Genomic DNA, 12,550 nt, shown 5'->3' with positions numbered 1-12,550 from the left:
TTCCTCTTCAATAATGTTCATTTTATGTTCTCGCTCTGTCAACAGCTGGTGCGGACGATGAGAACCCTTCTGATTTTGAATGCCACGGCCATGAGCGCTGCGCTTGCCTCGTCTGTGCCGGTCCTCGGTGCACCCGGTCGGGAGCAGCCGGAGGGCGCCGCTTTTCTCCTTCTGGAGCATCGCCAGGAGGCGGTCGTGACCTTGCCCCGATCAGAGCAGTCATTTTCTGTGGCACCGAAGGCAGGAACGCCGTCCGGATTGCACCGCCGGCGCTCCGTCGCTCGCCGACAGATGCTTCCGGCTATACGCGCCGCCGAAGTGCGACACCGGCTTCCGATAGGGTTGTTCGACGCGCTGATCGCGACGGAGTCGGCCTATTCGCCTTGGGCCGTCAGCCGCGCCGGTGCGGCCGGACTTGCCCAGTTGATGCCAGCGACCGCGGCCGAGATGGGGATCGTGAACCGCCTCGATCCCCTCCAGAGCATAGAAGGAGGAGCCCGCTATCTGCGGCGCATGCTGGATCGGTTTGGCTCAATCAGCCTCGCTCTGGCCGCCTACAATGCGGGGCCGGGATCCGTGCTGCGGGCGGGTGGCATCCCATATAATGGTGAAACCGCCAGCTATGTAGCGCGTGTCCTGCGCAGGTGGACGTCGCTGCCGTTGGACTAGCAAGCTTGGCAGTCGTGAGTGTTCTATCTACGTTCTCGTCCCTTATTAAGCCGAAGGTGGTCCGTGGACGTCCTGACTGTTTCTGAGCCGCGCGAATATCTCGAGCAGCTGATCCGGGATCGCCAGGAGGATTATGCGTCGCTGTCGCGGCTGCTCGGGCGCAATCCATCCTACATCCAGCAGTTCATCAAGCGCGGATCGCCAAAACGCCTGGACGGGGAAGATCGCAAGACGCTGGCCCGCTATTTTGGCGTGCCCGAAGTGCTTCTCGGGGGCCGCGACGAGGCGCTGCCGGGACAGCTGAAGAAAATCCCGCGCCTGAACGTCCAGGCGTCCGCCGGGGCGGGCGCGATTACGAACCAGGAACTGCAGTCCGATGCGATGGCGTTCAGCGACCGCATGCTCCGCACCCTGGCCGGTGGCAATTCAAGCGGGTTGTCGATGATCACCGTGGTCGGGGATTCGATGGAGCCGACGCTCAGCGACGGGGACGACATTCTGGTCAACCGCCTGGACGGTAGCGCTCGTTTGCGGGACGGGATCTATGTCCTCCGCATGGGAGATGGCCTGCATGTGAAGAGAATCGCTTCTGGCCCGGATCGTTCTCGCGTGACGATCGTCAGCGACAATGATGCTTATCCCGCTTGGCCAGACGTGGAGTTGAAAAACGTGCTAATAATTGGCCGTGTGGTTTGGGGCGGGAAACGCTTCCGTTAGCTTTTCCTGCTCGCGCCTCGATCGCCGAGGCGGCCAGCCGCTCATCTGGTCGCCCGAACCGCTTCAGTTTGACCCGCAAATCTGACACTTGCAGAGCCAGTTCACTGCCGATCGACCGGTAGATTGAGTTCCTGGAGGCGGATGACCGTGCTCCACTGCCCCGGCTATGGGGCATAAAGCGGCTGCAGCTCACCAATCGGAACGATTGCATCGATGCCGCTTCTGCGTAGTATGAGTGCACGCGTCAAAAGCGCGTCGAGGCCTGAGAACCTCGCTTTGATCTTCAGCCGATCGCTCGGATCAGGAGCGGCCGGGTGGCAGCCGCTATGTCCAAGCCGTTCTAGCGAACGGCCAAAAACGGCAGCGCTTGTTTTCGGGCAAGTTCTCAGCACCCGGCTTTGCCGGCGCCTCGGATCGACGGAGGCGATCGGCGATGAGCATTGACTGCGTTCAGCCGGGGCGGGCTGGAAATGAGTAGCGGCAGGTTGCTTAAGCGAGCGGAAGACGAGGAAGACACCGCGCATTCGGTTGGCCTCGATCTCTTGTATCGCCAGGAAGCATCCAGGCTCCGGCGCATCCTCCGGAGGCGGGTCGGCAATGACGAAGCGTGCGATCTCGTGCAGGAAAGTTTCCTGCGCTTGGCCGGGCGTTGCCAATCCGGGGACCCGATCGAAAACCAGACTGGTTATCTGCGGCGGATCGCTTCGAACCTTCTGCGCAACCCGTCGAGGGTCGCGGCCGAAAATCGCCGAGCTGCGACCACCGAATATGATGAACAGCTCCATCCCGGGCCAGATCCGGTCGGCATGTTCGAGGCGCGGGATTTGCTTGAGCGGCTTGACCGGAGCGTGGCAAAGCTCAAACCAAAGACCCGCGACATCTTTCTGGCGCACCGCGTGGAGGGTTTGACCTATGCTCAGATCGCGGAGCGCACGGGTCTGTCTGTGAAGGGGGTGGAGAAGCAGATGAGCAAGGCGCTCGCTGAGCTTGACCGGCTGATCCACCGCTGATGCTGCGGAAGGTGTTGAGCCGGTGGCGCGAGGGGCGGCGTCGCAAGATGTCCGCCCGCTGGCTGGTGAGGATGCACGGGCCGGACGCCTTTCGCTGGCGTGGTCATTTCGAGGCGTGGCGGCAAGACGACCCGGAAAACGCGCGGACTTACGATCGGCAGTTGCGCATTTGGAGCGCAGCGCCCCGGCTCGACGCAGCGGAGCCGGTGCCGGCGCTCGCGCGGCCGATCCTTCCCTACGCAATGGCCGCGAGCGTCCTGGCTGTCGCCGCTGGCGTTATCGCAACGGCCCTGTGGTCGACGCGCGCGGCCGCGCCGCTGCAGATCGTCGCAAATGGAGCCGGGCCGAGGACGGTGCAGCTGGCCGATGGTTCCGACGTCGTGCTCGCCCGAGGCAGCGAACTTCAGGTCGCGTTCGACCAGCGTTTTCGCCGTCTTGCATTGACTCGCGGGCGCATGCGCCTGCGGCTTCAGCATGAACAGCGGCCAGGGTTGCTTCGCGCGGGATCCGCGCTTGTGCGAAGTGCCGCGGCCAGCATCGACGTCAGCGTGGGACAGGGTATGACGCGAGTGATCGTGCTCGATGGAGAGCTTCAGCTGGCGCGCTACGAGGAGGGCGAGGAGGCCGGGGTCAAGCTCAAGCCCGGCGAATTGGCCGATGTCGGCAATGGTTCAACTCCCATCACTCCCAGGCGCGCGCGCCCGTCTGACCTCAACTGGTCGAAGTCGATGATCAGCTTCGACGATGCACCTCTGGCCGAGGTGCTCGCGGATGCAAATGCGCTCAGCATGACCCCAATCGCTTTGGCTGACTCGGCGCTCGGCGTGCAGCGCGTCACGGGCGCCTATCTCATGGGCGACAATGAGGGGCTTGCCCGGAGCCTCGCTGCTTCCCTTGACCTCTCCATGGCGACGGCTTCGGACGGCGCCATTCTACTGCGCCGAAAACCCGAATAATCCCGCCTGGAAATTTCTCGGGGGGTAAGTCCGTGCCCCGAACTCTCTTTCTCCGGAACGCCGACAAGGGCGGCGAGGGGAGGAAAGAGACATGTTGGGCAAGGCTTCGACGATAGCGGTGGCATGGGGGCTCATGGGGGCGCTCATAGGGGCGCCAGTGCACGCCGCGGATCGCCAGCAATTCGATATTCAGGCAGGCCGTCCGCTCGGCGACGCGTTGCGGTCGGTCGCGCTCGCCAGTGGCCGGAACTTCGTCGTGTCGAGCGACCTTGTTCGCGGGCGCAGCGCACCTGAACTGAAGGGCCGTTTCACCACGGAGGGTGCGTTCGAACGCTTGCTGGGCGGCTCCGGACTGCAAGCGCGGCTGGTCGGCGATGCCTATGTGATCGTGCCGGTCGATCGCGACGACCCGATCGGTCGAGGCGAGGGAACGGACATCGTCGTCACAGGCACGCGCATTCGCGGCCAGGGGCCGACCGGATCGCGGGTGACGGCGATCCGCCGGGACGAAATCGACCGAAGTGGTTACGGGACGACGCAGCAGCTGATCCAGGCCCTGCCGCAGAACTTCAGCCAGGGTCCGAACGAGGCGACCGGCAATCTCAGCGCGCGCGACAATGCGAACAATGCCGCCGCCGGTTCGGCAATCAACTTGCGCGGCCTGGGCAGTGCGTCGACGCTGGTGCTGTTCAACGGCAACCGGCTCGCGCTCGGCGGTTACACCGGGGCTTTCACCGACATCTCGCTCATCCCGTCCAGCGTCATCGAGCGCATCGAAGTCCTGCCCGACGGCGCCTCGGCGATCTATGGATCCGATGCGGTCGCGGGCGTCGTCAACATCATCCCGCGTACCCGGTTCGAAGGCTTGGAAACGCGCGTCCGGCTGGGGACGGCCGATGGCGACCGCAACGAAATCCAGGCGGGCGCGATCGGCGGACTGAGCTGGGGCGGCGGACACGCCGTGATTGCCTATGACTATCTGGAGACCGGGCGCCTGCGCGCGGCCGATCGACGCTATGCGACTGAGGATCTGCGTCTCTTTGGCGGTCCGGACCAGCGCCAGCGCGTCGCCAGTCCCGGGACGATTCTCGCTGGCGACCGCTTCTATGCGATTCCGGCCGGGCAGGATGGCCGGGCGCTGCGGCCCGACCAGCTGGTGCCGGACCAGGTCAATCTCGAGGACCAGTGGCGGTTCGTCGATCTGCTCCCGCGCCAGGTCCGGCACAGCGCGTATCTGGAGGTGGAGCAGAGCCTCAGCGATCGGCTAACCCTTTTCGCCGAGGGGATTTTCGCCCACCGGCGCTTTTCGAAGGCGATCTACCCGTCGGAAAATCTGTCGCCGAGCGAAGTCACGAGCGCCAATCCCTTCTATGTCGATCCCACGGGCGCGGGCGATCCGATCACGGTCTATTATAGCTTCCAGCGCGACCTCGGACCGGAGGCGGACCGCGGCTATGCCCAGTCGCTAGGCGGCGCAGCGGGGTTGCGCTTCGATGCCGGTCCATGGGTGATCGAGGCGCGGGGTTCTGCGAGCCAGCAGCGCGAGCGCAGCGACCGGGTCAATCTCCTGAACAGAGTGCGCCTTGCCGCCGCGCTGGCCGACCCGGATCCGGCGACGGCCTATAATCTGTTTGGCGATGGTCCCTCGACCAACCCGGCAACCATCGACAGGGTGCGGGGGCGGCTGAGCATCGGATATCGCTATTCGCTCCTCTCCGCCGGACTGAAGGCCGATGGGCCACTGTTCCCCCTGCCCGCCGGGGAGGTCCGGTTGGCGGTCGGCGGCGAGGTCAGGAGTGAGCATTTTGCCGTTCCCTACAGTTTCGACGATACCGTCGGCTTCGCCCCCGACCTGACGCCGTCCGGAGGGTTTCCGCCGGCGCGACATATCGGCGCGGGCTATGCCGAACTCGCGGTACCGGTGACCGCGCCCGACATGAAGGTGCCGTTGTTTCACAGGTTTGATCTGTCGGCGGCTGTCAGGATCGAGAATTACAACGACTTCGGGACGACGACGAACCCTCGGCTGGGCGTGCGCTGGGAGCCCGTCGAAGGCGTGACGCTGCGCGGCACCTATGGCACGTCGTTCCGCGCGCCGAGCTTCGACAATCTGCGGGTCGGCCGAAGCACTCACGCCGTCTTCGCGTTCAGGCTGCCGGATCCGAGCGCGCCTGGCGGGAGTACGCAGACGATCCTGATCCGCGGCAACACGCCGGGCATTGGCCCCGAAACCGCGACGACCTGGACGCTTGGAACGGATCTGGAGCCCGGCTTTCTGCGAGGACTGCGTCTGAGCGCCACACTCTATGACATTCGCTACCGGGACAGGATCGCGGCTCCAAGCGACCTGTTCAGCTTTCTCGCCCAGCCCGACGTCTATGGCGGTATCACCACCAGGAACCCGAGCCCGGTGGACGTCGCGGCCTATTTCGCCGATCCGGCCTTTTTCAACCTGAGCGGGGCGACGCCGGCCTCGATCGGCGCGGTCGTCGACGGGCGCACGCAGAACCTGTCCTCGGTCCATCAGCGCGGCATCGACATGTCGGCCCATTTCGAGACGTCCGCGTTCGGCGGCAGTCTCAGTCTCGACGGCAATGGCGCGATCATTGACCGTATCGACCAGTCGATCACGGCCGGCGCGCCGATCGTGGACGTGGTCGGCAAGATCGGATCGCCGGTGCGGTCGCGCTGGCGGGGAAGCGCCGCCTGGACGCGGGGCGGTTTCTCCGTCGCAACCTTCATCAATCGGACGGCGGGCTATGACAACAATGCGGTGACGCCGGTGCAGAAGGTCGCCAGCTGGACCACAATCGACCTGAGCATCGGCTATGCGTTCCCGGATACGGCCGGGCCGCTCAGAGGGCTCCGGGCGCAGCTGTCGGCGACCAATCTCTTCGATAGCGATCCTCCCTATGTCCAGTACAGCAACGGGCTGTTCGGGATCGGCTTCAACCCGGAGGCGTCCGATCCGCTCGGACGCGTGATCGCGATCCAGCTGGTGAAGAGCTGGTGAGCCGCCGCCTGTTACGGCTCGCGGTGACGGTGCTGGCAGCCGCGCCGGCTCCATTGTTCGCCGCGAACTGCGACGACCTGCTGCCGTCGGCGGTCACCGGCCACCAGCGCCTGATCTCCTCCGCGGATCTGGTTCGGGTCCGCGAGACCGGCTGGGGGGATGGCGATCCGGGCGCGCCGCCGCCCATGTCGGTTTCGCCCGACGGCAAGCGTTTCGCGGTCGTGCTTCGACGCGGTGACCCTGAGACAAACGTCACATGCGTCGGACTGGCCGTCATTGAACTGGCCAGCGGCCGCGCCAGGCTTCTCGACGTGAGCCAGACCATGCTCCGGGACCGGGCGCCCTGGAATGGTCTGCTTGGAATGCCAAGCGGCCGTCCCTTGTTCAACCAACCGCACTGGAGCCCGGATGGCGGGTCCGTCTTTTATCTGAGGTCCACGAAGGACCAGCCGCAGGTGTGGCGCGTAGATCTGGCGGGCAGCCCGACCGTCAAGATCACGCATGCCGTGGACGGCGTCATCCATTTCGGCCTCAGCAGCGACGGACAAAGGATCATCTACAGCAGCCGGGCGGGGCTTGCGGCCGCGCGGGAAAAGCTCATCGCCGAGGGCCGGCGAGGCTGGGTGTACGACAATCGGTTCGCCCCCATCTACGGCAGGGAGCCCTATGTGTCAGGCGTTCCTGCTTCTGCATTTTCGATCGGGATCGGCGCGACCGGGGAGCGCCCGGCAACCGCTGAGGAGATCAATGAAAGCGGTGTGAGGCTCGGAGAAGTGAGCGACGCCCTCGAACTGCAGCCGCCCGATCGTGATTGGCGAGTCTCGCCGGTTCTGGTTCGATCAGACCGCCCGTTCGGCCCTTCACGTCTGAGCGTGTCCTACCAGGGACACCCTCTGAAATGCCCCGACCGTGTCTGTGCCGGCAAGGTCTATGCGGCGATTCCCGTTGGACCGATGCTGGCGGTGCTGCGGGAGGCCGATCGCCACCCCGGCGACCTTAACCTCATTGTCTGGCGGCCTGGTCATGTCGCGCGCGTGTTGCGATCGGGCAGCGACGTGTTGTCGGGATGCGTGGCCGGGGCTGACGCGTTGATCTGTCTGGAGGAAGGCGCAACACGGCCGCCGCGTATCGTGCGGGTCGCCCTGTCGGGCCGAGGGGCAGGCCAGCTGCAATTGCTGCTCGATCTGAACCCCGAGTTCGACCACCTGATCCTGGGGCGCGTTCGCAGACTGTACTGGACTGACGCCAACGGCATCGCCGCCTATGGCGACCTGACTCTCCCTCCCGACCACCATCCGGGAGACAGGCACCCGCTGATCATTGTCCAATATCAGAGCTGTGGTTTCCTGCGCGGCGGATCGGGCAATGAATATCCGATCCATCCGCTCGCCGCGCGCGGATACGCGGTCTTGAGCATCAACCAGCCGCGGCACGCGATTGCGAAGAAGGGCGCCGATGCCGTCGACATGAACGCCTTTCAAGCCAAGATGTACGAGAATCTATGGCAGCGGCGGGCCCTGCTGGCAGCGCTCGACGCTGGAATAGACGCTGCGTTGGCGAGCGCTACGGTCGATCCGGATCACATCGGCCTGACGGGAATGAGCGACGGCGTGATGACGGCGGCGTTCGCGCTGATCCAGCATCCCCGCTACAGGGCGGCGGCGATGGGCGCAGGCTGGCTGGACCCCGTCAGCTACACCTCGGTCGTGGGGCCGCTGTTCAGCGACATGGTGGCAAGCTGGGGTTTGCCTGCCGCCGAGGCCGACCCAAAGCTGTGGCGACAGGTTTCGCTGGCGCGCAACGCTGACCGGGTCAAAATTCCGATCCTCGTCCAGACAGGCGATGCCGAACTGCGCGTGGGGCTCGAAGGCTATGAGGCGCTTCGGCGCGCCAAGCGGCCCATCGAGCTGATCGTCTACCCCGACGAATATCACAACAAATGGCAGCCGGCGCACCTGCTCGCGATGTACGAAAGCTGCATCGAGTGGTTCGACTTCTGGTTGAAAGGCGTGCCGCCGAGCGACCCGGAACGCGCAAAACGCTGGGCCGCGCTGGCAGCCCAAAGCGTCGCTGCCGATCAGCCTGCCCAATGACGGCACCAGCTCTCGGCCTCGGTTAGCGCCAGCATTCGGTTGGACCTGAGCGGCTGCTGGCTCGCGAACCAGGTCTCGAGAGAGACCGTGTCTACGATGCCAAGGTCGCGGAGCAGGCCGCCCAGCAAGTGATCGCGGATCGCCGTTCGATTTCGCTCGAAAAGCTGGGCGGCGAAGCGCTCATATGTGCCCTTGCTGCGGCGGTGGATGATGGAGAGCGGCAGGTCGGACGCGAATGCCTGGCGCGCGACCGACCTGTTCCGTCCGCCCGCAACCCAGTCCGCGGACGCGATCGCGAGGCAAGCATCGAGGACGGGACGGTGCATAAGCGGAAAATGGACCGGGACCGCGCTGGCGCCGAAACAGTCGAGATAGTTATGGATCAAGACGAGGAGCGCGAGGTGCGATCTTCTGCCGGGCGGCCAGCGGCGGCTTGCCCTGAGCCAGGGATGGTCGGGAGGCGCGAGCGACAGGATGTCAGCGCTGAGATGCTTCTTCGTCTCGCGCCAAGCCTCACGCGCGACCAGATGCCGGAACGCCAGCCGAAGGATGCGCCAAGCGCTCACCTGTTCGATCACGGCTTCGTCCAGCGCTGTCGAGAAGGCGCTCGTCAACGCGAGGCCGGCGAGCGGGTCCGACGTCGCGCAGCCCGGCATCAGGTAGGAGAAGACGCTGTCACCGCCACCGCCGGTCAGCACAGCGTCGTGACCATGGCCGCCGGCGATGTCCTGAACCGCATCGTCCATTGCCTGAGCGAAGGCGCGGTGGGTGGGCCTGGGCAGGAAGCCCGCGCGTGTCGTCAGGATATCAACGTCATCGACGCGGATCTCGCGCTCGCGGAGCCGCAAGCCCAGATGCCGGGCGATGGCGCGCGCGAAGAGGCGTTCGTCGCCCTCGACGTCGGGCGTGACAAGGTTGATGGCGGAAAGGTCGTCGCGAAAGCGGCGGGCCGCGGCGGCGACGATCGCGGAATCGAGCCCGCCCGACAGTTGAATGAGCGGCGAAGACAGTCCGGCGAGCGTGTACCGGACACCATCGATGACGGCGCGCCTGACCGAAGCCGCCGGCGGGTTCGGGGACGGGCGCCAGCGTTCGGCGATCCAGTCCGACGACAGGCGAATGCCGTCAGCTTGAAAAGTGCAGAGCTGGCCTGGGAGCAATTCGCGGAGGCCCTCAAGGCTTGTTTGTTCGGTGCGCAGGTCGGAAAAGCGCAGCGCGAGCCCCAGTGCCTCCCGGTCCAGGCTCGCGCGCTGGCCTGCTTTTGCGAACAAGGCCCGGGCATCGCTGCCGAAAAACCATTTGTCACGAACGCGGAGATAATAGCAGGGAACGACCCCGCTCGGGTCACGCAGCAGCCGGACTCGGCCGGTTGCGTCGCGCCCGGCGACAAGAAAGCCGCCCCACCACCTTTGGGCGAGTGCGACCTCGACGGGATCGTGCTCCGGGTCCGTGCAATCGACCGCGACGCGTCGGCCGTCCCGTTCGAAGGGCTGCCCCGCCAGCCAGCCATTGCCGGCGGGCGAGAGATGCATCGGACCCTCGACCTCGATTATGGACTGGCCGTAGGAATCGGACCCGACGCGGAAGAGGAAGTTCGGCCTCTTCACGCGACGCAGATGGGCTTGAAGTTGGCGACGCTGTCCTTGCTTCCGTTCAGGACGACGCCTTCATGCTCGACCCAGCAATGGGCGGCGAAGGGGAGGGGGCGGATCCCGATGACCATGGCCGTGGCGATCCCGCGCGCGGAGCACCAGCGCCTCAGAATGAGGGAGTCGAGCAGGCAGCGCGGGCTTGTCGGCAGCAGCGTGCGCGCCCCCTCGAAGCAGGCGACGCAGCGCGCGAGTTCGTCGATCGCGCTCTTGCGCAGCCCTGTAACCGGCGCCTCGACGCCCGCCCATCGGAGCGCATCGGCGAAACCATGGCGGCGCAGGCGGCGGCTCGCCAGCAGCGCCAGCCAGGCGATATCGACGATATCGGTCAGTCGGGGCGATGCCCGCCTGTCCCGCACGCCGTGGAGGTCATCGGACGGCGATGGATGCGTGCACAGGCGCAATCTGGCGCGCCGATCATCGCTGAAGGTCAGAAGCCCCGCCTCGACGAGCGGCGTAAGCGAGGCATTGTCCGGGGTCGATGCCGCTTTGTTGCGCGCAATCAGCGCCTGGCTCGCCGACGGGCCGGCCTTGCAATAGCGGTCGCGACCCGCATCGAGGAAATAGACCCGATCGTCCGCGACGCAGGCATGGACGTCTGGCGCTAGTGCGTATCCCATGATGGAAAGAGTGCGCACACGGCAGCGCCGTGTACGCACTTTCAGCCTTATTCGGCTTCGTCGACGCCTTCGAGCGGCTTGGCGTTGCCGATGCCGTCGAACGAATCGTGGCCGGCGCCCAAGGTCTTGACGCTCGCCTTGCCGAGCTCGGCCAGCGCGTCGTTCTGTTCGATGCGGTCCATAACATCCTCCATGCGCTGCCAAGAGCGGCAGCAGGAAAAGGCTATGTCGGACGCCTCGATATACCCAATCTATACGCTCGAAATAACGCGATTGTTTGAGAGCCAAATTGTCGGCCGGCTCAAGGCGCTGGGCTGAGCAGGGCAGTGACCAGATGCGGCGCGAGCCGATAACGGCGTGCGCGATAGCGCTGGAGATGGTGGCGCACTCCGGTCAGGTCGCGGTCGATCAGACCCTCCTCGATGGCGCGCAGCTCCTGGTCGAGATCGGGGAGAAAGCGCGGCTCAAGGTGGCGCACAGGCTCCAGGCGGTCGGTCGTCTGGAGCATGGCGATCTGGAGCTCGGCCGATGACGAAAGCGCGGCGACGCCCGCGAAAATCCGGCGCGTCCGCTCGACGGCGTCGGCGGTCGACGGATTGCAGGCCGAGCCTGCATCGCTGCAGTCAAAGCCCTTTTTCATGCGGAGAGCGGCCAGCGCCAGCACTTCCTGCCATCGATAAAGGTCCCGCAGGCCGTTCTCGGTCAGGAGCGGACGGCGGAACCCGTCATGGGGTGTCGCTTCGATCAACCGTTCGCCGGCGAGCCTGTGAAGCGCGTCCCGGACCGGCGTGACGCTGGCAAAGAGCTGCGCGCCGATCTGGCGCGGCTCGAGCGTATCTCCGGGGCGATAGGCGCCCCGGAGAAGATCTTCCTTGATCGCGCTATAGACGCGCTCGAAGATCGAGCCCGCGTTCACTGGCGATGCTCGGCGCCCCGGAACACAGCCAGCCGATCCCTTTGCTGCGCAACCGCAAACGCCTGCACGGCTTCGGCCTGGTCGGGACGGAGCGCGTCCTCGGCAGGGCCGGCCAGGGTTCCGCGAAGCAGTTCCGATGGGCACCGGCCTTCGACATTGCCAAGATTGGGACGGTGCTGTGCATAGCCGACGAGCTTCTGCAAGACGCCGGGGAAGCGAGCCGCGACTGGCGGCGGGTAGACCAGCCACTGATTCTCGTAAGGCTTGAGCCAGCCGAGCGAGTAGCCGATCACCATGCCGCGGCGTATTTCGGCAGTTGCGTTGCCGCCGGCGCCGTGAAGCGTTGAGCCGAGGAAGAGAATGGCGTCGCCGGGCTCGCACTCGGCGACGACCGGGTCGCCATAATAGTCCGGCTGATCGAGCGCTGCCGGACCGTGCGTTTCCGGCCAGATCAGGGTGGCGCCGTTGGCCGAGCGAAACGGTGTCAGCGGCCACATCACGTTGACGAGATATTCGGCTTCGCCCTTGGGCCCTCCCCACATGTCCTGGTCCCGATGCGGCATCTGGGGAAGTGCGCCCGGATGGACCGCGATCGCCTGCGTGATGTTGAGCTGGATCGTGTCGCAGAAGTCGCCCAGCATTTCCTGGGCAAGACCCAGAACCAGCGGATGCATGACGAAATCTTCGATGGCTGGATCGCGTTTGAGCAGGCCGCCGAAGCGCTTTGTCTGCTCGCCGTAGAAGCTGCCGCGGCAGAACGGGGTCTCCTCGAAAGTATCGGCGAGACGCTCTGCGAGCCCCAGGACGACCTCCGGGTCCATGGCTCGGCGGATGATGGTGTAGCCGTGCTCCCGCAGGCGGCAGGCTTCGCGCACAACGTGCGGCGACCGCATGATCATATTTTGGT

Annotated in this window: 10 protein-coding genes and 1 pseudogene; 6 read left to right on the top strand and 5 right to left on the bottom strand. The window is 65.5% G+C overall.

Going from position 1 to position 12,550, the window contains the following annotated elements:
• Positions 1-294: 294 nt before the first annotated feature.
• The 6 genes and pseudogenes from HJG53_RS18805 to HJG53_RS13805 all read left to right on the top strand — a co-directional run.
• A pseudogene (locus HJG53_RS18805) lies at positions 295-669 on the top strand (lytic transglycosylase domain-containing protein); the annotation flags it as partial.
• Positions 670-732: 63 nt separating this feature from the next.
• Positions 733-1,386 carry a helix-turn-helix transcriptional regulator gene (locus HJG53_RS13825; protein WP_368039585.1) on the top strand — a complete coding sequence of 218 codons (654 nt, stop codon included), beginning with the start codon at positions 733-735 and terminating at the stop codon, positions 1,384-1,386.
• Between the two features lie 470 nt (positions 1,387-1,856).
• The gene (locus tag HJG53_RS13820) at positions 1,857-2,396 is read left to right on the top strand and encodes an RNA polymerase sigma factor (protein WP_217352847.1); all 540 of its coding nucleotides are present in this window, start codon (positions 1,857-1,859) and stop codon (positions 2,394-2,396) included.
• On the top strand, positions 2,396-3,352 hold the full coding sequence (locus tag HJG53_RS13815) for a FecR domain-containing protein (protein WP_217352846.1): 957 nt from the start codon (positions 2,396-2,398) through the stop codon (positions 3,350-3,352). The genes HJG53_RS13820 and HJG53_RS13815 overlap by 1 nt, the downstream gene beginning before the upstream one ends.
• A gap of 157 nt (positions 3,353-3,509) precedes the next feature.
• Positions 3,510-6,365, top strand: coding sequence for a TonB-dependent receptor (locus HJG53_RS13810; protein WP_171131537.1), 2,856 nt, complete (start codon positions 3,510-3,512; stop codon positions 6,363-6,365).
• Positions 6,362-8,458 carry an Atxe2 family lasso peptide isopeptidase gene (locus HJG53_RS13805; protein WP_171131535.1) on the top strand — a complete coding sequence of 699 codons (2,097 nt, stop codon included), beginning with the start codon at positions 6,362-6,364 and terminating at the stop codon, positions 8,456-8,458. Before HJG53_RS13810 ends, HJG53_RS13805 begins: the two co-directional genes overlap by 4 nt.
• Here HJG53_RS13805 and HJG53_RS13800 read toward each other — a convergent pair.
• From HJG53_RS13800 to HJG53_RS13785, 5 genes are all read right to left on the bottom strand, one after another.
• Positions 8,443-10,065, bottom strand: a complete 1,623-nt coding sequence (locus HJG53_RS13800; protein WP_217352845.1) for an asparagine synthase-related protein — start codon at positions 10,063-10,065, stop codon at positions 8,443-8,445. The two genes, HJG53_RS13805 and HJG53_RS13800, sit on opposite strands and share 16 nt — an antisense overlap.
• Entirely contained in the window at positions 10,062-10,727 is a 666-nt protein-coding gene (locus HJG53_RS13795) for a lasso peptide biosynthesis B2 protein (RefSeq protein ID WP_217352844.1), read from the bottom strand. Before HJG53_RS13795 ends, HJG53_RS13800 begins: the two co-directional genes overlap by 4 nt.
• A gap of 47 nt (positions 10,728-10,774) precedes the next feature.
• The gene (locus tag HJG53_RS19000; protein ID WP_302477386.1) at positions 10,775-10,909 is read right to left on the bottom strand and encodes a hypothetical protein; all 135 of its coding nucleotides are present in this window, start codon (positions 10,907-10,909) and stop codon (positions 10,775-10,777) included.
• 119 nt (positions 10,910-11,028) lie between these two features.
• Positions 11,029-11,643, bottom strand: a complete 615-nt coding sequence (locus HJG53_RS13790; protein WP_171131529.1) for a GntR family transcriptional regulator — start codon at positions 11,641-11,643, stop codon at positions 11,029-11,031.
• A complete protein-coding gene (locus tag HJG53_RS13785) occupies positions 11,640-12,536 on the bottom strand; it encodes a phytanoyl-CoA dioxygenase family protein (RefSeq protein ID WP_171131590.1) in 897 nt (298 codons plus the stop codon). Before HJG53_RS13785 ends, HJG53_RS13790 begins: the two co-directional genes overlap by 4 nt.
• Positions 12,537-12,550 lie beyond the last annotated feature (14 nt).

Source organism: Sphingomonas sp. ID1715 (assembly GCF_013044515.1).
Taxonomy (GTDB): domain Bacteria; phylum Pseudomonadota; class Alphaproteobacteria; order Sphingomonadales; family Sphingomonadaceae; genus Sphingomonas_B.
The sequence above is the reverse complement of the archived record's forward strand: the minus strand, read 5'-3'. Positions and strand labels throughout refer to the sequence as shown.